Genomic DNA, 19,079 nt, shown 5'->3' with positions numbered 1-19,079 from the left:
GAAGCGCCCGACGACCCGGCGGAGTGCCGGTCGTCGGGCGCGTCCCGTCGTCGATCAGGCCGGCGCGACCGCGCGCGAGCGGCGCATCGTGAGCACGTACTCGACAAGCGAGATCAGCACGTGCTTCGTCGACTCCCGGTTACGGGCGTCGCAGGCCACCACCGGCACCTCGTGCGAGATCGCGAGCGCGTCCCGGACGTCCTGCGGGTCGTGGTACTGCATCCCGTCGAAGCAGTTGATGGCCACCAGGTAGGGCAGCCGCCGGTGCTCGAAGAAGTCGATGGCCGCGAAGCAGTCGGCCAGCCGCCGGGTGTCGACCAGGACCACCGCGCCGATGGCGCCCCGGACCAGTTCGTCCCACATGAACCAGAACCGGGTCTGGCCGGGGGTGCCGAACAGGTACAGGATCAGATCCCGGTCGATCGAGATACGGCCGAAGTCCATCGCCACCGTGGTCGTCGTCTTCCCCGGCACCTGCCGGGTGTCGTCGACGCCCACGCCGGCGGAGGTCATGATCGCCTCGGTGGTCAGCGGCGTGATCTCCGAGACCGAGCCGACCAGCGTCGTCTTGCCGACGCCGAAACCACCGGCGATAACGATCTTCGCCGACGTCACGCGCCCGCTCGGGACGGGCGGGCGGTGCGACATGTCAGAGCCTGCGAAGTCCACTCAGCACCCTCTCCAGCAGTTCAGTGCCCACCGCGTCGTCGGAGTCGTCCAGGATGGTCGGCTCGTGGACCGCGACCAGGCCGTCCGTCGCCATGTCGGCGATGAGCACCCTAGCCACGCCGAGCGGGAGCTGCATCCGCGCCGCGATCTCGGCAAGCGACTGCACACGTCCGTCGCACAGCGCGGCGATGTACTGGTGCTCCCGGCCCTGCCCGCCGTTGGAACCGGCAGTGGCCCGACCACGCACCGTCGTCTCGACGAGCGCCTCCAACGCGATGTCCAGCCGGGGGCGGGTACGACCGCGGGTCACGGCGTACGGACGGACCAACGCTCCGGTCGGCTCGTCACGATCCATGTCGCCGCTCACCTCCTTCGTCCCCGACACCGGCTGGACCCGGTGGAACCCGTCGTTTCTGTCGTTGCCGCCCCGCCTGACCCACCGGCCAGCGCGCGGGTCAGCCCATCATCCCCACAGCCGTACGCGGCTGCGGGGTCAACGCGTCGCCCACCCGGTCGACCAGGAGGGCCATCTCGTATCCGACCTGCCCGACGTCGCAACTGCGGGCGGCGAGCACGGCGAACGACGAGCCGTCCGAGATGGACATCAGGAACAGGAAGCCGTTGTCCATCTCGACCACCGTCTGCAGCACCGCGCCGCCCTCGAAACAGCGGGCCGCCCCCTGCGTGAGGCTGACCAGGCCGGACGCGATCGCGGCGAGCTGGTCGGCCCGGTCACGCGGAAGGTCTCGTGACGACGCGAGGAGCAGGCCGTCCGCGGAGACGGCGACCGCGTGCGCGACACCGGGCACCCGGTCGGCGAAGTTGGCCAGCAGCCAACCGAGATCCTGCGTAGTTGTCATCCTTGTTGCTCCTTCTGCCCGCTCCCGGCCACCGGGCCTGAGCCAGACTGCGAGGATTGCTGCCCACCCGAAGCTTCCTCCGGGTTGGTCGGGTTGCCGTCGGGCTGGGTACGCCCACGCTGCACGCCTCGATGGTATGCCGAGAGCAGACCTCGGACGCCCTCCGGTGTGCGGCGCTGGACCGAGGTGGTGGGCTTCTCCACCCCGCCGGGCACGAGCTGGGCCATCGGCACCCGCTTCGGCAGGCCCTTGCGGGTGGTCTCCGCCACGGGGACCTCGGTGGCCGCCGAGGCGGCCCGCCAGCCGTCGTCCGCGGCCGTCTCCCAGGCGTTGCCCTGCGACGTGGGCCGCCGGCCGCCGAACGCGTCGGCGAGGCCGGGGCGACCGCCGCCGTTGCTCGGCGATCCGTTGTCGCGTGGCACTCCTGCGGCCATCGCGGTGTCTGCCATCGGTGCGTTACCTGTCGTCCGGGGTGCTGGTGTCTGGACGGCCCGGCCGGTGACATCGACCGCGGAGAACTGCTGGGTCACGGCCCCGTTCGCCGGGCTTGCGGCGCCGTTGGCGGGTGCGGGCGGGGTGACCCCCGCCGCCTCCTCCGGGCCCGAGCGGCGGGTGCGGAACCAGGCCGATTCCAGCTCCCGGAAGATCGGCAGCTCCATCGTCTCGTCCGCGTAGCGCTGCTGCCGGTTCTGCGCCTGCGGGGTCGTCGGCCGGGCCGGCGTCGGCGGCATGACCGGCCGGGCGGCCGGCGCGCTCGGTGCCTCGGTGCGCGGCACCCGGGGCAGCTCGGTGGTCATGTCCAGGGCGGCGGCGAGGCGCTCCGGCACCGGCGGGGTGGCCGGCTCCGGGGCGGCCACCGGCGGCCAGGCCGGGGGCGCCGCGGGCCCCTGGGCCGTGGGCGCCGGCCGGCTGGGCAACGGCTGCGCCGAGTACGGCTGACCGGAGACGGGCGTGCCGGCCGGCTGCCCGGAGATCGGCTGCCCGGACACCGGGGCGGCCGAGACGGGCTGACCTGACACCGGGAAGGCGGAGACGGGCGGTGCCGAGACCGGCGGAACCGGGGGCGCGGAGACCGGCGGCACGGGCGGCGCGGAGACGGGCGGCACCGAGACCGGCGGCGGAGTCCAACCCCGGGCCTCCGGGCTGCTCGGCAGCTGCCGGGGGATGACGGGCTGCTGGCCGCTGGTGGCCGGGTCGCCGTCGCCGGGGGCCCGCCGCTGCGGCAGCGGGTCGATCTGCTGCCCGTTGGCGGTGCGGGGGGCGGGGGCGGCGCCGGCGGCGCCGGTCAGGTCCGACCAGGCCGGCATCGACCGCGTGGGGCCGGTCGACGCGGGCGCGCCGTGGCCGTTGCGCGAGGCCGGGTCGAAGGACCGGCCGCCCAGGGTGACCTGGTTGCCCGAGTGCCCCGGCCGCTGGCTGGGCGCGGGGGCCGCGGGGCCGTTGCCGAAGGCCGCGAAAGCGCCCAGGGTCGGGGTGGCCCCGCCCGGCTGCGGGCCGGTGAGCTGCGCGGGCGGGGCCGGCAGCGCGCCGGGCTGCTGGACCCGGCCGGAGAGCGCGCGGGGCACCAGCACGGTGGTGGGCAGGGTCACGTCGGCGACGGTGCCCCGGTCGGTGCCGGGCCGCAGCTCGACCTTCACCCCGTGCCGGGAGGCCAGCCGGGCGACCACGACCAGACCCATCATCCGGGAGACGGCCACGTCCACCTGCGGCGGCGTGGCGAGGCGGTCGTTGAGCTCGTGGAGCTGCTCGACGCTGATGCCGATGCCCCGGTCCTCGACGTAGAGGCTGGCGCGGTCGCCGACCCGGCGGGCCTCCACCATCACCTGCGAGTCGGGCGGCGAGAAGGCGGTCGCGTTGTCGAACAGCTCGGCGACCAGGTGGACCAGGTCGTTGACCGCGTGCGCGGCGACCTCGATGTCCCGGTCGATCACCCCGAACTCGATGCGGGTGTAGTGCTCCACCTCGGACTGGGCGGCCCGCAGCACGTCGATCAGCGCCGCCGGCTCCCGCTGCACGCGGGTGGAGTCGGCGCCGGCGAGCACCAGCAGGTTCTCGTCGTTGCGGCGCATCCGGGTCGCCAGGTGGTCGAGCTGGAACAGCTCGGCCAGCCGGTCCGGGTCCTCCTCGCCGCGCTCCAGCCGGTCGAGGTGGCCGATCAGCCGGTCGACCAGGATCTGCGAGCGGCGGGCCAGGTTGACGAACATGGTCGCGACGGAGGCGCGCAGCGCGGCCTGCTCGGCCGCCGTCCGCACGGCCTCCAGGTGGACCGCGTTGAACGCCTCGGTCACCTGACCGAACTCGTCCTTGCTGCGCACCGGCAGCGGCTCGGCGATCTGGTTGGCCGCCTGCACCGGGGAGAGCTGGCTGGACAGCTGCGGGTCGCGCAGCCGGGCGACGGCCTGGGGCAGGCCGTACTGGGCGATGTTGAGCGCGCCCTGCCGCAGGTCGCGCAGCGAGCGGGCCATCGACCGGGCGACCAGGTAGGCGAACAGGATGGCCAGCAGCAGCATGCTGAGCAGCAGGCCGGTCTGGAGGAACACCGTGCGCTGCACGTCGGAGCGGAGCGCGTCGGCCTGCTTGACGACGTCGCCGTCAAGCTTCGCCTCGACCGTGCGGATCAGCTTGGCGTTGGCGACCATGGCCGCGTCCCACTGGTCCGGCCCGAACGGCGCGTCGGCCATGCTGCCGTTGATGTTGCCGTCGAGCCAGCCGGTGTAGTTCTGCGCCTCGCGCCGGTCGCCGCCGGCGACGGTCTGGTCGTGCAGGTCCGCCTCGGCCTGGCTGGCCACCGCCTTGAAGCTCTGCAACGCCTGCTGCTGACCGGTGCCGCTGGCGATGTAGTCGGTGCGCAGGATGGGGGTCAGCTCGCGCTGGATGAGCGCCCGGTGCACCACGACCCGGCGGACCGAGAGGTATTCCTTCTCCCGGGCGACGGCGGCCGCGGCGCGCATCCGGTCGCTCAGGTCGTTGTCACCGGCGAGCTGGGTGGCGGAGTCGCGGATCGAGAGCAGGTCGTTGATCAGGCCCTCGTACGCCTGCATGGCGTCGATGATCTTCAGCTTGCCGTTGAAGACCTGGCTGCGGGTGCCGGGCAGGTCCTTGAGGTTCTGGTCGATGCCGTCGAGGAGGTTCTCCAGGCTGTTCGGCAGGTCCTCGACCTTGGCCCGCTGGCTCAGGTAGGGAGACTTGGCCTGGTCGACCCTGCTGTTGACCCGGTTGTACGCCTCCTGGTACTGCGCCTTGGCCTGGTCGCCGCTCGCGCCGAGCAGCAGCACCGCGGAGGTGCGCTCGTCCTGCAGGCTGTTGACCAGGTCGCCCGAGTAGCCCACCAGGTTCGCCAGGTCGCCCGAACGGTTGGCGTTGTTCAGCGTCTCCAGGTTGTCGACGAGGCCACTGGTGCCGACGACGACCGTGGCGATGGTCGGCACGATCATGATGAGACCGAGCTTGGACCAGATCGGCATGTCGCGGAGCCGGCCGGCCGGCCGACGCAGTCGCGACAGGAAGGAACCCGCCGTCTTCGGTCGTTTGCTCACGTCACCGCCCTCGCGATCACAGCGCCCGCGCGTTGCCCCGGGCAACGCCCAGCGACCGACCCGGCGGGTCGGACCTCCGAGATTCCATCACGCCGTGTTCCAAAGAGAAAGCCCAGCCTGGCCGTCGCCGAAGGTGTGATGAGATGTTGATGCAATTTGCTCGCAATCCGTCTGGCCGGAGTGACTGAGAGTAATGGAACACCCCCATCGCGTCATCCTTCTCGCCGGCCCTTCTGGCTCCGGAAAGTCGTACATAGCTCAACGAACCGGGCTTCCCATCCTCTGTCTGGACGACTTCTACAAGGACGGTGATGACCCTACGTTGCCGCGCCACGACGGCCTTGTGGACTGGGACTCACCCCGCTCGTGGAACGCCGGGGCGGCCGTGGAAACGATTGCCCGGCTGGCCCGCGACGGCAAGGCCGAAGTGCCGGTTTATGCGATCGGCGCGGACCGGCAAGTGGCCACCCGGACATTCGAGGTGGCCGGATCGCCACTCTTCGTCGCCGAAGGGATATTCGCCGCCGAGATCGTCGATGAATGCCGGCGACGGGGCCTGCTCGCCGGGGCGTACGCGCTGCGCCGGCCGCGCGGCGCCACCTTCCTGCGGCGGCTCGCCCGCGACCTGGCCGAGCAGCGCAAGGCACCCCGGGTGCTGCTGCGGCGCGGGCTGGCCCTGCTGCGGGCGGAGCCGGCGGTGCTGCGCCGCCAGGCGGGGCTCGGCGCCCGGCCGGCCCCCGCCGGCGAGGTGCTGCGCCGGGTGGCCGACCTGCTCGCCGGCCACCCGCACCACCCGTGATCAGCCCAGCAGCTTCGCGTACGCCGGCTTGATCACCTCGTCGATGATGACCAGCCGCTCGTCGAACGGGATGAACGCGCTCTTCATCGCGTTGATCGTGAACCACTGGAGCTCCTTCCAGCCGTAGCCGAAGGCCTCCACCAGCAGCGCCATCTCCCGGGACATCGAGGTGCCGCTCATCAGCCGGTTGTCGGTGTTCACGGTGACCCGGAACCGCAGGTCGCGCAGCAGCCCGATCGGGTGCTCGGCGATCGACGCCGCCGCGCCGGTCTGCACGTTCGACGACGGGCACAGCTCCAGCGGGATCCGCTTGTCCCGCACGTACGCGGCGAGCCGGCCCAGCGTCGGCCGGTCGCCGCCGGGGGTGATGTCGTCGACGATCCGCACCCCGTGGCCGAGGCGGTCCGCGCCGCACCACTGGATCGCCTGCCAGATCGACGGCAGCCCGAACGCCTCGCCGGCGTGGATGGTGAAGTGGAAGTTCTCCCGCTGGAGATACTCGAACGCGTCGAGGTGCCGGGTGGGCGGGAAGCCCGCCTCCGCCCCGGCGATGTCGAAGCCCACCACCCCGGCGTCGCGGTGCCGCACCGCCAGCTCGGCGATCTCCTGCGACCGGGCGGCGTGCCGCATCGCGGTGAGCAGGGTGCCCACGCGGATCGGGTGGCCGGCCTCGGCGGCGAGCGCCGTGCCCTCGGCGAACCCGGCGACGACCGCCTCGACCACCTCGTCCAGGGTCAGGTCCCGCTCCAGGTGCTGCTCGGGGGCGAACCGCACCTCCGCGTAGACGACCCCGTCGGCGGCCAGGTCCAGGGCGCACTCCCGGGCCACCCGACGCAGCGCGGGCGCGGTCTGCATCACGGCGACGGTGTGCGCGAACGTCTCCAGGTAGCGCTCCAACGAGCCGGAGTCCGCCGCCTCGGCGAACCAGCGGCCGAGCGCCCCGGGGTCGACGGTGGGCAGCTCGTGGCCGACCTCGGCGGCCAGCTCGACGATCGTCGCCGGCCGCAGGCCGCCGTCGAGGTGGTCGTGCAGCAGCGCCTTGGGAGCCTTGACGATGTCCTCGTATGAGATTGCGACCATGCTGAGACCCTAGTGGCCACCGGACGGGCCGCCGACGCGACCGGCTGGGAGGATGGCGCGGTGATGGACCCCCGCGTCGTCGGCCGGCTGCGCTGCCCGGTCTGCGCGGAACCGCTCACCGGGGCCGCCGCCGGGGCCGCCCGGGCGTTGCGCTGCCCGCGCCGGCACAGTTTCGACGTCGCCCGCCAGGGCTACGTCGACCTGCTCGCCGGCCGGGCCCCGCACGCGGGCGACACCGCCGAGATGGTGGCCGCGCGGGCCGACTTCCTCGCCGCCGGGCACTACGACCCGGTCTCGACCGCGCTCGCCGCCGCGGCGCGCGCCGCGTTGGAGGACACGCCGGCGGCCGACGGGGGCGCGGAGTCCGGCGGCGGCGTCGGGGCGTACCCCCTGGTGGTGGACGCCGGGGCGGGCACGGGCCGGCACCTCGCCGCGGTGCTGGCGGCGCTGCCCGACGCCGTGGGCCTGGCCCTGGACGTCTCCAAGCCGGCGCTGCGCCGGGCCGCGCGGGCCCACCCGCGCGCGGCGGCGGCGCTCGCCGACACCTGGCGGCGGCTCCCGCTGGCCGACGGCAGCGTCGCCGTGCTGCTCGACGTCTTCGCCCCGCGCAACGGCGCGGAGTTCCGCCGGGTGCTGCACCCGGCCGGCGTGCTGCTCGTGGTCACCCCGGCCGAGGACCACCTCGCCGAGCTGGTCGACGCGCTCGACCTGCTGAAGGTCGACCCCGACAAGGCGGACCGGGTCGCCGGGAGCCTGGTCGACCACTTCGACCGGGCCGCCGAGACGGTGCTGCGGGCCCGGCTGGACCTGACCGCGCCGGAGGTGGCCACGCTGGTCGGGATGGGGCCGAGCGCCCGGCACACGGACCCGGCCGTGCTCGCCGCCCGGATCGCCGCCCTGCCCGAGCCGGTCGGGGTGACCCTCGCGGTCCGGCTCGGCGTCTACCGCCCCCGCTGAACCGGGCGCCGTGCCCGCCGGCCACGCCCCTCAGGTGGACAGGTCGACCTCTTCCCAGCCCGGCGGTTCGTCGTGGTAGGGCCCGCGCAGGACGACCGCCCACTCCAGCGCCCACCGACGCTGACCGATCGCGTTGGCGTCGACCAGACCGGGCCGCGACCGCCCGTCCCGCTCCAGTTCCAGGTACGCCCAGTCGAGGCAGTAGTGCAGGTCGAGCAGGGCCGCCGCGTCGGCCGGGTGCTGGGGCGCGGCCAGGATGCGGGAGCGCCAGTGCTCGAAGCTCTCCCCGCCCGCGATGTGCGGCAGCCGCTCCACCAGCCGCTCGTCCACCGGCAGCGTCGGGTCGAGCTGCTTGGTCAGGCCGAGCACCCAGGCCAGCGAGAACAGCGCGTCGTGGTGCAGCACGAACGACCGGTGGTCGCCCCGGCCCCCCATCACGAACTGCCACTCGGGCGGGGTGACCATGTCGACGAGGTGGGAGTTGAGCAGCCAGCTCATCGCCGCCTGCGCGGGCATGCCGAAGCACCGGGCCAGGATCACGTGCAGCACGGCCATGCGCGCCTCGATCTCGACCGTCGGCCGCAGCTCGATCTCGTCGCCCGGCTCCCACACCAGCGGGAACTGCTCCGGTGGCAGCGGCAGCCCCAGCCGGGACAGCTCGTCCAGGCTGGCGTCACGGACCTCGCGCGGGTCGGGAGCGGGTACGCGCACGGCTCAGACCCCTGTCAGTCGCATCGGCTAAGCGCCGGTCGTCCCCCTGGCCTGGGAGAATAGCGGTTCACGACGGTCGGCACCACGGCAGGCGGGCACCGGCGCGCACCCGGGGACGGGTCAGCCGATCCGCTCGATGACCAGCGGTTCCGGGGCCGGGGCGGTCGACGAGATCCGGACCGCCCGGTCGGCCTCGGCCAGCGCCGCCGGGATCCGGGCCGCGTGCTCGGCGCGCAGCTCGTACAGCGGCTCACCGGCCCGCACCGGGTCGCCGGGGCGCTTGTGCAGCACCACCCCCGACGGGAAGCTCACCGGGTCCTCCTTGCGGGCGCGGCCCGCGCCGAGCCGCCAGGCGGCCACCCCGATGGCGTACGCGTCGACGGACGCGACGAAGCCGTCGGCGTCGGCGCGGACCACCTCCACCTCGGGCGCGGTGGGCATGGGCGCGTCCGGGTCGCCGCCCTGGGCGCGGATCATCGCCCGCCAGGCGTCCATCGCGCGGCCGTCGCGCAGCGCCGCCTCCGGGTCGGCGTCGGGCAGCCCCGCCGCGTCGAGCATCTCCCGGGCCAGGGCGAGGGTCAGCTCCACCACGTCGGCGGGCCCGCCGCCGGCCAGCACCTCCACCGACTCGGTGACCTCGACGGCGTTGCCGACGGCCAGCCCGAGCGGGGTGGACATGTCGGTGAGCAGGGCGACCGTCCGCACGCCGTGCGCGCCGCCCAGCGCGACCATCGTGCGGGCCAGCTCGCGGGCGTCGTCGACGGACTTCATGAACGCCCCGGAGCCGACCTTCACGTCGAGCACCAGCGCGCCGGTGCCCTCGGCGATCTTCTTGCTCATGATGGAGCTGGCGATCAGGGGGATCGCCTCGACGGTGCCGGTGACGTCGCGCAGCGCGTACAGCTTGCGGTCGGCCGGGGCGAGGCCCGCGCCCGCCGCGCAGATCACCGCGCCCACCTCGCGGAGCTGGCGGATGAACTCGTCGTTGCTCAGCGCGGCCCGCCAGCCCGGGATCGACTCCAGCTTGTCCAGCGTGCCGCCGGTGTGGCCGAGCCCGCGCCCGGAGAGCTGCGGCACCGCGCCGCCGCACGCCGCGACCAGCGGGGTGAGCGGAAGGGTGATCTTGTCACCGACGCCGCCGGTGGAGTGCTTGTCGACGGTCGGCCGGTCGACGGCGGAGAGGTCCAGCCGCTCGCCGCTGGCGATCATCGCGGCGGTCCAGCGGGCGATCTCCGGCGCGGTCATCCCGCGCAGCAGGATCGCCATGGCCAGCGCCGACATCTGCTCGTCGGCGACCAGACCCCTCGTGTACGCGTCGACGACCCAGTCGATCTGGGCGTCGCCCAGCACCCCGCCGTCCCGCTTGACGCGGATGACGTCCACCGCCGTGAAGGCACTCATCAGTCTCAACCACCCCACCGAGTCGGGATCTCCTGCGGCGGCTCCCCCTCGCCGGCCCAGAAGATCGTTCCGGTCTCGTCCACCACCACCACGCGCGGGGTGCGGGCGAGCCCCCAGGCGACCGCCTCGGCCGCGTCGGCCCAGCTCGGGCCCTCCTCCAGCACGCCGGTCTCGGCGCCCTCGGTGTCCCCGGCCGACCGCTCCCAGTAGGCCGTCCACACCTGCTTGCCGGCCGACAGATCGGCGTGCACGAAGACGGTGCCCCGCCCCCGCCAGGCGGCCAGCCGGTCCGGCACCACGGGCACCGGCCGTTCGCCGGTCACCGCCTCCAGGTCGGCCACGTCGAACGCGTGCGGCAGCAGCTCCGCCATCGTCAGCGGGCCGTCCTTGGCCTCGATGAGGCACTGCGGGCCGCCCTGCTCCCAGAGCAGCTGCCGGCACCGGCCGCACGGCATGAGCGGCTCGCCGGTGGCGTCGACGCAGGACAGGGCGACGATCCGGCCGCCGCCGGTGGCGTGCAGCGAGGAGACCACCCCGCACTCGGCGCAGAGCACCACCCCGTACGCGGCGTTCTCGACGTTGCAGCCGACCACGACGCGGCCGTCGTCGACGAGGGCGGCGGCCCCGACGGGGAACTTCGAGTACGGCACGTACGCGTGCCGCATCACCTCGGTGGCGGCGGCCCGCAGGCGTTCCCAGTCGATCTCGGTCATTCCACCATTCTGCCCAATTCACGCTGGTCGGCCCCACCAAGGGTGCCGCCGGACGGGGTACCGCCGTCAGCCCTTGATGTACGGCTTGCCGTCGGCGGCGGGCGCCCGGACCCGGCCGACGAGCCCGGCCACGGCCAGCATCGTCGCCAGGTACGGCAGCATCGCCAGGAACTGGCTCGGGATGCCGCTGCCGATCGCGCCGAGGTACGTGCCGAGCTGGTCGGCGAAGCCGAAGAAGAGCGCCGCGAGCAGGGCTCCGGTGGGGCTCCACCGGCCGAAGATCAGCGCGGCGAGGGCGATGAAGCCCTTGCCGCCGATCATGTTCTTGGTGAACGAGTAGAGCGCGAGCGTGTACGACGCCCCGCCGATCCCGGCCACCACCCCGGCCAGCAGCACGTTGCGGTAGCGCACGCGCAGCACCTTCACGCCGAGGGTGTCGGCGGCGGTCGGGTGCTCGCCGACGGCCCGCGTCCGCAGGCCCCACCGGGTGCGGAACAGCGCGATGTGGATGACCAGCACCAGCAGCAGGCCGAGATAGAGGAAGAGGTTGCTGCGGAACAGCGCCGGCCCGAGCACCGGGATGTCGGAGAGCAGCGGGATCTCCCACGCGCCGAACCGGGGCGCGGAGTTGTACTTCTGCGCGTCGGTCTGCATCAGCCGCTCGTAGAGGAAGCCGGTGACGCCGACGGCCAGCAGGTTCAGCACGATGCCCATGACGACCTGGTCGACCAGGTAGCGGATGGCGAACACGGCGAGCAGCAGCGAGATGAACGCGCCGCCGACCGCGGCGGCGACCAGGCCCACCCAGACGCTGCCGGAGAGGCTGCCGAACAGGGCGCCGCTGAACGCCCCCATCAGCAGCTGGCCCTCGATGGCGACGTTGACCACGCCGGACCGTTCGCAGAGCACCCCGGCGAGGGCGCCGAAGATCAGCGGCAGGGCCAGGATGAACGTGCCCCGCACCATGTTGACCATCGGCATGAAGTTGCGCCCCTCGGGGGCGGCCGAGACCTGCCAGCACAGGAACGACAGCACGAAGGCGACGATGCCGACCCCGAGCAGCGTGGTGAGCCAGCGCTTGGGCACCCCGGTGAGCAGGGCCACGCCGCTCGCCGCGGCGATGACGCCGAACAGGATCGCGCCGATCGTGCCGTCGATCTCCAGCGCCGCGCCGCCGTCGGTCTCGCTGAGGGTGAAGCGGGCCTGCTGGTCGGTGGCGAGGGCGCCGAAGACCACCGTCGCGACGACCCCGAGGGCCAGCAGCACCGCCCCGATCTTCCGGGTACGGGTCCAGAAGCCCTCGTCGACCTGGGCCACCGCCACGTCCGGGACAGCCATGGTTGACATGCCTTACCAGCCCTTCGCCAGGCTCGTCTGCAACCGGGCGGCGCGGGCGGCCCGGAGCTGGAAGATCGCCTTCACCAGGGCCGGCGCGGCGATGAAGATGACGATCAGCGCCTGGAGCACGGTGACCAGCTCCAGCGAGATGCCCGCGTACCCCTGCATCCGGTTGCCGCCGGCCTGGAGCGCACCGAACAGCAGCGCGGCCAGCAGCACGCCCCACGGCTTCACCCGGCCCAGCAGGGCCACCAGGATGCCGTCGAAGCCGATCTGCGCGACCACCAGCGGGGTGAGCGCGTTCGCCGTGGAGCCGAGCACCATCTGGCTGCCGCCGAGGCCGGCGAGCAGGCCGGCGATGGTCATCATCAGCACGTACGTGCGGGGGACGCTGATGCCGGCGGTGCGGGCCGCGTCCGGGTTGGCGCCGACGGCGCGCAGCTCGAAGCCGAAGGTGGAGCGGTTGAGCAGCCAGGCGACGAACCAGGTGGCGAGGACGGCGAGCAGGATGCCGGCGTGCACCCGCAGGTTGTCGCCGAGCAGCCGGGGGAACTGGGCGGAGGAGTCGACGGGCCGGCTGATGGCGTCGGCCCGGTTCGGGTTCTGCACGCCGCTCTGGATGATGATCCAGGAGAGGAAGTACAGCGCGACGTAGTTGAGCATGATCGTGTTGATCACCTCGTGGGCGCCGGTGCGCGCCTTGAGGATGCCCGGGACGAACCCCCAGAGCGCGCCGCCGGCCGCGCCGGCGAGCACGGCGACGAGCAGGTGCAGCACCGGGGGCAGCGGCAGCAGGAAGCCGGCCAGGGCAGCGAGGATGACGCCGATGGTGGCCTGGCCCTGCGCGCCGATGTTGAACAGGCCGCCGCGGAAGGCGAGCGCCACCGACAGGCCGGTGAACACCAGCGGGGCCGTGTAGGTCAGCGTCTCCGAGATCGGGCTGAGCGCGGCGGTGAAGCCGGTCGCCTCCGGGTCGAAGATCGCGCCCTTGAACAGGTTCGCGTACGCCTCGCTGACGACCGTCCAGCTGGAGTTCAGCGCGTCGGACGGTCGGGCGGTGATGTAGCCGTAGGTGGCCAGCACGTCCGGGTCCGAGACGATGATCAGCACGGCGCCGACGAGCATCGCCAGCAGCACCGCGAGCACCGTGACGGTCACCGTGTTGGCCGCCCACAGGTTGTCCAGGAAGAGCCGGCCCAGCGACGGGCGGGGCTCCTGCGCCGGCCGCTTCGGCGCGGTGGCCGTCGCGACGCGGTCGACGCCGCCGGCCGCCGCCTGCGCGGCCTGCGTCGCGGTCGCCGGTTCCTTGTCGGGCGAGCCCGACGCCGGGTTGGGGTTGCTCATGCCTCGTCCTCGCTACCGGGGCCGTCGGGGGCCGGGGTCGCCGCGTCGGGATCCCGCTGCCGCGCCCCGGGGGCCGGGGTTGCCGGGTCGGCGGCCGGGTCGGCGGCGGGTACCGGGGCCGCCGGGTCGGCGGCGGGGGCGGCCGGGTCGGCGGCGGGGGCCGCGTCGGGGGTGATGCCGGCCATCAGCAGGCCGATCTCCTCGCGGGGGGTGTCCGGGCCGACGATGCCGATGACCCGGCCGCGGTACATGACCGCGATCCGGTCGGCCAGGCCGATCACCTCGTCCAGCTCGCTGGACACCACCAGGACGGCGGTGCCCACGTCCCGTTCCCGGATGACCCGGGAGTGGATGAACTCGATGGAGCCGACGTCGACGCCGCGGGTCGGCTGGGCGGCGATGAAGAGCTTCAGCGGCCGGGACAGCTCCCGCGCCACGATCACCTTCTGCTGGTTGCCGCCGGAGAGGGTGCCGACCGGCGCGTCCGCCGAGGGGGTACGCACGTCGAACTGCTCGATCCGCTCCCGGGCCGAGGAGGCGATGGCGTCGGGTTGCAGGGACAGGCCCTTGCCGAAGGGCGGCCGGTCGTAGATGTCCAGCACCAGGTTCTCGGCGACGCTGAACTCCTTGACGAGGCCGTCGACGCTGCGGTCCTCGGGGACGTAGCCCACCCCGGCGCGCAGCACCTTCTTCGTCGACCAGCCGTGCACCTGCTCGCCGTCGAGGGTGACCGTGCCGGCGAGGACGGGCCGCAGGCCCATGATCGCCTCGATCAGCTCGGTCTGCCCGTTGCCCTGCACGCCGGCCACGCCGAGCACCTCGCCCGCGTGCACGGTCAGGTCGACCCCGTCGACCGCGCGGATCTGCCGGTCGTCGTCGACGACCAGGCCGGCGACCTCCAGGATCGGCTTGCCGGGGGCGGCGGGCTGCTTGTCCACGGTCAGCCGGACGCTGCGGCCCACCATCAGGGCGGCCAGCTCGTCGCGGCTGGCGGTCGGCGAGGCGGTGCCGACGGTCCGCCCGCGCCGGATCACGGTGATCCGGTCGGCGATGGCCTTGACCTCGCCGAGCTTGTGGGTGATGAAGACGATCGACTTGCCGGCGGCCTTGAGCGACCGCATGACCGTGAGCAGCTCCTCGGTCTCCTGCGGGGTGAGCACGGCCGTCGGTTCGTCGAGGATCAGCAGGTCGACGTCCCGGGTGAGGGCCTTGACGATCTCCACCCGCTGCTGGATGCCGACCGGCAGGTCCTCGATGATCGCGTCCGGGTCGACGCGCAGGTTGTAGCGCTGCGACACCTCGGCGACCTCGCGCCGGGCCCGCCGCCGGTCGAGGAACCCGGCGATGCCGCCCCTGACCTGCTCGGCCCCGAGCATGACGTTCTCGGCCACGGTGAAGACCGGCACCAGCATGAAGTGCTGGTGCACCATGCCGATCCCGGCCGCGATGGCGTCGGACGGGCCCTTCAGCCGCAGCGGCGCGCCGTCGACCAGGATCTCGCCCTCGTCGGGCTGGTAGAGCCCGTAGAGCACGTTCATCAGGGTCGACTTGCCGGCGCCGTTCTCGCCGAGCAGGGCGTGGATCTCTCCAGGCTCCACCGTCAGGTCGATGTGGTCGTTGGCGACCAGATCACCGAACCGCTTGGTGATGCCGCGCAGTTCGAGTCTCAGCGCAACCTCCTGGAGTGCGAGCGATGGTGCAGCGTAGCCGCTGCCGAGCCGCCGGTCACCGGGTCCGCCCGGGCGTCGGGTGGTGCGGACCGGCCGCCCCGACCCCGCGGGTGGTGTCCCCGCGTGCGTCGAGGCGGCCGGTCGTCGTGCCTGGGGTCCCGCCGGCCCCGCCGCCTCCGAACGCGGCGGGGTGGCGGGGCGGTCACTTGGCCGGCTGGGCCTTCGAGGTGACCGTGATGGTGCCCGCCGCGATGTCGGCCTTGATCTTCTCGACCTCGGCCTTCAGGTCCGCCGGGACCTTGCTGTCGAACTCGTGGTACGGGGCGATCGACACGCCGTTGTTGGCGAGGGTGCCCACGAAGCCCGGGGTGGCCTGGAGCTTCTCGCCACCGGCGGCCTTGACCACGGCCTCCTTGACGGCGTCGGCGATGTTCTTGACCACGGTGGTCAGCAGCGCCGAGCAGTTCGGGGTGCTCTCGCAGCCGTCGGCGTCGACCCAGATGGCCGAGTACTTGCCGCCGGAGGCCTGCGCCGCCGCGGTGGTGCCGAGGCCCGCGCCGCCGGCGACCGGCATGATGATGTCCGCGCCCTGGGCGACCAGCGTGTCGGAGACCTTCTTGCCCTCGTCCTGCTTGACGAAGTCGTTGGTGAAGGAGCCCTTCTGGGTCTCCTTGTTCCAACCGAGGACCTGGACGTTCTTGCTCTTGGTCTTGTTGTAGTACGCCACGCCGTCGGCGAAGCCGTCCATGAAGATCGTCACCGGCGGGATCGGCAGGCCGCCGTAGGTGCCGACCTTGCCGCTCTTGCTCATCCCGGCGGCCAGGTAGCCGGCCTGGAACGCGGCCTGGGCGGTGTCGAACTGCATCGGGTAGACGTTCGTCTCCGGCAGCTTCGAGTCGACGATCCCGAACTGCTGGTTGGGGTTCGCCTTCGCGATCTTCGAGGTCGCGTCGCCCATCAGGCCACCGACGGCCAGGATGAAGTCGCACTTCTGGTTGACGTACTGGGTCAGGTTGACCTCGTAGTCCGCCTCGGCCTTCGACGCGACGTACTTGATGTCGATGTTGCCGTTGGCCTTCTGCGCCTCCTGCAGGCCCTTCCAGGCGGAGGTGTTGAACGACTTGTCGTCGATGCCGCCGACGTCGGTCACCATGCAGGCGCTGTACTTCTTGGCACCGGTGTCACCGGTGCCGTTGTCGTCCTTGGGGGCCTCACCACACGCGGCGGCGCCCAGCACGAGCCCACCCGCCACGAAGGCGGAGGCGATCCGCATCCCACGCACAGAGCGCAAGACGTTCTCCTTCCCATTGCACACCGCTCTGCGCGGTGGCAGCCCTTGAGCCGGCCTGCTTTGTGGCCGCCGGCGTCCCACGTTACGGACGGGAGCGTACGCCCGCGCCCACCCACCGGCCGACAATCGTGCACGACTGTTGAGTGCCTGTTACCCCTACGTAACCCTTGGGTGGGGCACATCACTTCTCGTGCCGGTAGTGGCCAGGTCGGGCGTCACGAACGTCCGGTTCCGCGGCTCCTCCCCTGGTCAGGACGTTAGCGCCAGAAGACCGCCACCGCCGCGTTGACCAGGGTCAACCCGACGATCGCGAGGAAGTGGCCACGGTTGACCGTCTCCCGCTTACGGGAGAAGAAGACCATGACAAAGATCAGCAGCGCGAGCACCAACTTGGTAACAAGTTTGGCGGGAGCCGGTTCGTCGCCGTCGCGCAACGGGGCGGACAGCCCGATTCCGGTCAGCAGGCCGATGACCGACCCCCAGAGCATCGCCGCGTTGATCCGCAGCCGGCCGCTGACGTACTGGGCGATCGCACCGCCGAGTAGCAGCGCGAACCCGATCAGGTGAACGTAGAGGAGTACCAGGCGAAGAGCTTCCATCCGGCCATCCTCCCCCATCAACGACGTCTTGTAGTAGCGACCCGCCCGCCCCCTCCCCGCGCGCAAGGAAGGGCCCCCTGTTAACGCCCCCGCGTGAGAGGGGTCCCCTTCTCTACCGAAAGCGTTAATAGGGGGCCCTTCCTTGCACCTACACGCGCCAGAGTTGGAAGGTGGGGCCGTCGGCCGGGAGGGTCACCGTGCCGTCGGCGGCCGGGCGCAGCGCCGGGGCGCCCCCGTAGACGTTCTCCCCCGCCGGCAGGCCCGCGACCCGGACCGGGACGCCGGCCGCGCGCCGGGCCAGCGCCAGCACGCCGCCGGTGGGCGTCTCGCGGAGGAAGACCAGCGTGTCCGCGTCGACGTGCACCCAGCGCAGGCCGCCGTGGCGCAGCGCAGGCTCGGCGCGGCGCAGCGCGATCAGCCGCCGGTACGCGGCGAACGTGCCGACGTCCCAGGTGTCCGGCCGGTGCCACGGCATCGGGGTACGCGAGCCCTCCCCGTTCGTCCCGGTCAGCCCCAGCTCGTCCCCGGCGAAGACGACCGGGGTCCCCGGCATGGCGACGAGCAGCCCGGCGGCCACCTCCTGCCGGGCGGCGTCGCCGACCACGGTGCGGATCCGGGCCGAGTCGTGCGAGCCGAGGAGCTGCCACGAGTGCACGTACGACCGCCAGGAGAGCAGCGACCGGTAGCTGTCCATGGTGGCCCGCACGGCGTGCGCGTCGCGCCGCCGCACCCCGCCGGGGGTGCCGAGGAAGTTCGGCAGCGCCGCCGCGGCCACGCCATCGGCCGCCGCCGGGGCGGCACCGCCCGGCTCGGAGCCGTGGCGCAGCCAGGACCAGACCGGGTCGGTGAAGCCGACGTAGTTCATCGTGCCGTGCCAGCCGTCGCGGTCCAGGTCGCCGGTGTGGTCGTGGCCGTGCTCGGCGAGCACCAGCCCGTCGGACCTGGTCTCGGCCACCACCCCGCGCAGCAGCCGCGCCACCTCGTGGGTGTACGCGTCCGCGCCGCGCCGCCCGGTCATGTTCGCCACGTCGACCCGCCACCCGTCGAGCGAGTACGGCGGGCGCAGCCAGCGGCGCAGCAGCGAGTCCTCGGCGGTGGCGAAGCGGCGGCGCAGCTCCGCGCTGCCCCAGTTGAGCTTCGGCAGCGACCTCACCCCGTTCCACGACTCGTAGTCACCGGTCCCGGCGTCGAAGTAGTACAGCTCCCGTTCCGGGGCGGTCACGTCGGAGACGGCGGCGGTGAACCAGTGGTGGGCGTCGCCGGTGTGGTTGCTGGTGATGTCGCCGAGCAGCCGCCAGCCCCGGGCGTGCACCGCGTCGGCGAGCCGGGCGAGCGCGGCGTCGCCGCCGAGCAGCGGGTCGACGGTGTCGAAGCTGGCCGCGTCGTAGCGGTGGTTGGAGCGGGCCGGGAAGATCGGGGTGAGGTAGACGGTGTCGACGCCGAGCCGGTCGAGGTGGTCGAGCCGCTCGGCGATGCCGTCGAGGTCGCCGCCGTAGAACTGGCGGGGGGTCTGCGGGCCGCGCCCGACGACGGGCGTGTCCCAGTCGCAGGGGACGGCCCAGTCGGGGGCGGCGCGGCCATCTGCGGCGGCGGAGCGGGCGAACCGGTCGGGGAAGATCTGGTAGATCACCGCGTCGCGGGCCCAGGCCGGCGGCGGGGCGTGGGTGACCAGCTTGAAGTCGCCGTGGTCGGGCACGTCGTGGTCGGCGAGGCCGGCGGCGGTGAGCCAGCGGTAGTCGCCCCGGGCGTCGGTGAGCATGAACCGGTAGTTGCTGACCGGGTTGCGTACCTCGACGTCGGCGCGCCACCAGACGTCGGCGCCGGTGCGGCGGTCGACGACGGCCTCGGCGAAGCGCGGCTCGCCGTCGGGGGTGCTGCGCACGTGCACGGCGCGCACGTCGGCACCGACGGGGACCCGGACGAAGACGGGGACGGTCTGCCCGAGGGCGGGTTCCTGCTCGGGGACGTAGGTGGCGGAGCCGTCGTGGTGCGGGCTCAGGGAGACGGTGCGGCCAGGGACGGCGGTGCGGTCCGGGGAGACGGTGCGGCGCGGGGACATGGCGCGGCCTTTCGGGTCGGTTCGACGGGGAGTGGGCGGGCACCCGCCGCGG

At 73.1% G+C, this 19,079-nt stretch carries 16 protein-coding genes; 2 read left to right on the top strand and 14 right to left on the bottom strand.

The window, feature by feature from the left end:
* Nucleotides 1-54 precede the first annotated feature (54 nt).
* The 4 genes from O7628_RS17405 to O7628_RS17390 all read right to left on the bottom strand — a co-directional run bounded on the left by O7628_RS17405 (nucleotide 55) and on the right by O7628_RS17390 (nucleotide 5,065).
* Complete coding sequence (locus O7628_RS17405; protein WP_043961834.1) at nucleotides 55-648, bottom strand: ATP/GTP-binding protein; 594 nt, start codon at nucleotides 646-648, stop codon at nucleotides 55-57.
* A gap of 1 nt (nucleotide 649) precedes the next feature.
* Nucleotides 650-1,024 carry a DUF742 domain-containing protein gene (locus O7628_RS17400; protein WP_074476809.1) on the bottom strand — a complete coding sequence of 125 codons (375 nt, stop codon included), beginning with the start codon at nucleotides 1,022-1,024 and terminating at the stop codon, nucleotides 650-652.
* Nucleotides 1,025-1,124: 100 nt separating this feature from the next.
* A complete protein-coding gene (locus O7628_RS17395) occupies nucleotides 1,125-1,529 on the bottom strand; it encodes a roadblock/LC7 domain-containing protein (protein ID WP_013283992.1) in 405 nt (134 codons plus the stop codon).
* Complete coding sequence (locus O7628_RS17390) at nucleotides 1,526-5,065, bottom strand: nitrate- and nitrite sensing domain-containing protein (protein ID WP_278131937.1); 3,540 nt, start codon at nucleotides 5,063-5,065, stop codon at nucleotides 1,526-1,528. Before O7628_RS17390 ends, O7628_RS17395 begins: the two co-directional genes overlap by 4 nt.
* A gap of 460 nt (nucleotides 5,066-5,525) precedes the next feature.
* Between O7628_RS17390 and O7628_RS17385 the strand changes: the two genes are divergently transcribed.
* Nucleotides 5,526-5,864, top strand: coding sequence for a hypothetical protein (locus tag O7628_RS17385; protein WP_278131936.1), 339 nt, complete (start codon nucleotides 5,526-5,528; stop codon nucleotides 5,862-5,864).
* On the opposite strand, the gene O7628_RS17380 is transcribed toward O7628_RS17385, so the two are convergent.
* Nucleotides 5,865-6,944 carry an adenosine deaminase gene (locus O7628_RS17380; protein ID WP_278131935.1) on the bottom strand — a complete coding sequence of 360 codons (1,080 nt, stop codon included), beginning with the start codon at nucleotides 6,942-6,944 and terminating at the stop codon, nucleotides 5,865-5,867. It abuts the gene before it with no gap.
* A 63-nt stretch (nucleotides 6,945-7,007) separates the two neighbouring features.
* Here O7628_RS17380 and O7628_RS17375 point away from each other — a divergent pair, with 63 nt between their 5' ends.
* Nucleotides 7,008-7,901, top strand: a complete 894-nt coding sequence (locus O7628_RS17375; protein ID WP_278136332.1) for a putative RNA methyltransferase — start codon at nucleotides 7,008-7,010, stop codon at nucleotides 7,899-7,901.
* Between the two features lie 30 nt (nucleotides 7,902-7,931).
* Here O7628_RS17375 and O7628_RS17370 read toward each other — a convergent pair whose 3' ends face one another.
* From O7628_RS17370 to O7628_RS17330, 9 genes are all read right to left on the bottom strand, one after another.
* Nucleotides 7,932-8,612: a DUF4272 domain-containing protein gene (locus O7628_RS17370; RefSeq protein ID WP_074476756.1), complete on the bottom strand. Its 681-nt coding sequence runs from the start codon at nucleotides 8,610-8,612 to the stop codon at nucleotides 7,932-7,934.
* A 120-nt stretch (nucleotides 8,613-8,732) separates the two neighbouring features.
* Nucleotides 8,733-10,013 (bottom strand): thymidine phosphorylase, encoded by a 1,281-nt coding sequence (locus O7628_RS17365; protein ID WP_278131931.1) that lies wholly within the window; start codon nucleotides 10,011-10,013, stop codon nucleotides 8,733-8,735.
* A 5-nt stretch (nucleotides 10,014-10,018) separates the two neighbouring features.
* Nucleotides 10,019-10,726 (bottom strand): cytidine deaminase, encoded by a 708-nt coding sequence (locus O7628_RS17360; RefSeq protein ID WP_278131929.1) that lies wholly within the window; start codon nucleotides 10,724-10,726, stop codon nucleotides 10,019-10,021.
* A 66-nt stretch (nucleotides 10,727-10,792) separates the two neighbouring features.
* Nucleotides 10,793-12,073, bottom strand: a complete 1,281-nt coding sequence (locus tag O7628_RS17355) for an ABC transporter permease (protein ID WP_074476759.1) — start codon at nucleotides 12,071-12,073, stop codon at nucleotides 10,793-10,795.
* Nucleotides 12,074-12,076: 3 nt separating this feature from the next.
* Entirely contained in the window at nucleotides 12,077-13,408 is a 1,332-nt protein-coding gene (locus O7628_RS17350) for an ABC transporter permease (protein WP_278131925.1), read from the bottom strand.
* Nucleotides 13,405-15,018 carry an ABC transporter ATP-binding protein gene (locus O7628_RS17345; protein WP_347405240.1) on the bottom strand — a complete coding sequence of 538 codons (1,614 nt, stop codon included), beginning with the start codon at nucleotides 15,016-15,018 and terminating at the stop codon, nucleotides 13,405-13,407. Before O7628_RS17345 ends, O7628_RS17350 begins: the two co-directional genes overlap by 4 nt.
* 262 nt (nucleotides 15,019-15,280) lie before the next feature.
* The gene (locus O7628_RS17340; protein WP_278136330.1) at nucleotides 15,281-16,351 is read right to left on the bottom strand and encodes a BMP family ABC transporter substrate-binding protein; all 1,071 of its coding nucleotides are present in this window, start codon (nucleotides 16,349-16,351) and stop codon (nucleotides 15,281-15,283) included.
* A 275-nt stretch (nucleotides 16,352-16,626) separates the two neighbouring features.
* On the bottom strand, nucleotides 16,627-16,968 hold the full coding sequence (locus O7628_RS17335; protein WP_043961820.1) for a hypothetical protein: 342 nt from the start codon (nucleotides 16,966-16,968) through the stop codon (nucleotides 16,627-16,629).
* Nucleotides 16,969-17,116: 148 nt separating this feature from the next.
* Nucleotides 17,117-19,027, bottom strand: a complete 1,911-nt coding sequence (locus tag O7628_RS17330) for a glycoside hydrolase family 13 protein (RefSeq protein WP_278131922.1) — start codon at nucleotides 19,025-19,027, stop codon at nucleotides 17,117-17,119.
* Nucleotides 19,028-19,079: the final 52 nt, after the last annotated feature.

The sequence above is a fragment of the Micromonospora sp. WMMD956 genome, assembly GCF_029626125.1.
Classification (GTDB): Bacteria; Actinomycetota; Actinomycetes; order Mycobacteriales; family Micromonosporaceae; genus Micromonospora; species Micromonospora carbonacea.
Note: the sequence above shows the minus strand (reverse complement) of the source record. Positions and strands in the feature narration are given on the sequence as shown.

Bases quoted from the DNA above. Each gene is read 5' to 3' on its own strand.
- O7628_RS17340 (WP_278136330.1), bottom strand. From the start codon at position 16,351: ATGCGGATCGCCTCCGCCTTCGTGGCGGGTGGGCTCGTGCTGGGCGCC.
- O7628_RS17355 (WP_074476759.1), bottom strand. From the start codon at position 12,073: ATGTCAACCATGGCTGTCCCGGACGTGGCGGTGGCCCAGGTCGACGAG.
- O7628_RS17380 (WP_278131935.1), bottom strand. From the start codon at position 6,944: ATGGTCGCAATCTCATACGAGGACATCGTCAAGGCTCCCAAGGCGCTG.
- O7628_RS17330 (WP_278131922.1), bottom strand. From the start codon at position 19,027: ATGTCCCCGCGCCGCACCGTCTCCCCGGACCGCACCGCCGTCCCTGGC.
- O7628_RS17405 (WP_043961834.1), bottom strand. From the start codon at position 648: ATGTCGCACCGCCCGCCCGTCCCGAGCGGGCGCGTGACGTCGGCGAAG.
- O7628_RS17395 (WP_013283992.1), bottom strand. From the start codon at position 1,529: ATGACAACTACGCAGGATCTCGGTTGGCTGCTGGCCAACTTCGCCGAC.
- O7628_RS17365 (WP_278131931.1), bottom strand. From the start codon at position 10,013: ATGAGTGCCTTCACGGCGGTGGACGTCATCCGCGTCAAGCGGGACGGC.
- O7628_RS17375 (WP_278136332.1), top strand. From the start codon at position 7,008: ATGGACCCCCGCGTCGTCGGCCGGCTGCGCTGCCCGGTCTGCGCGGAA.
- O7628_RS17335 (WP_043961820.1), bottom strand. From the start codon at position 16,968: ATGGAAGCTCTTCGCCTGGTACTCCTCTACGTTCACCTGATCGGGTTC.
- O7628_RS17400 (WP_074476809.1), bottom strand. From the start codon at position 1,024: ATGGATCGTGACGAGCCGACCGGAGCGTTGGTCCGTCCGTACGCCGTG.
- O7628_RS17350 (WP_278131925.1), bottom strand. From the start codon at position 13,408: ATGAGCAACCCCAACCCGGCGTCGGGCTCGCCCGACAAGGAACCGGCG.
- O7628_RS17360 (WP_278131929.1), bottom strand. From the start codon at position 10,726: ATGACCGAGATCGACTGGGAACGCCTGCGGGCCGCCGCCACCGAGGTG.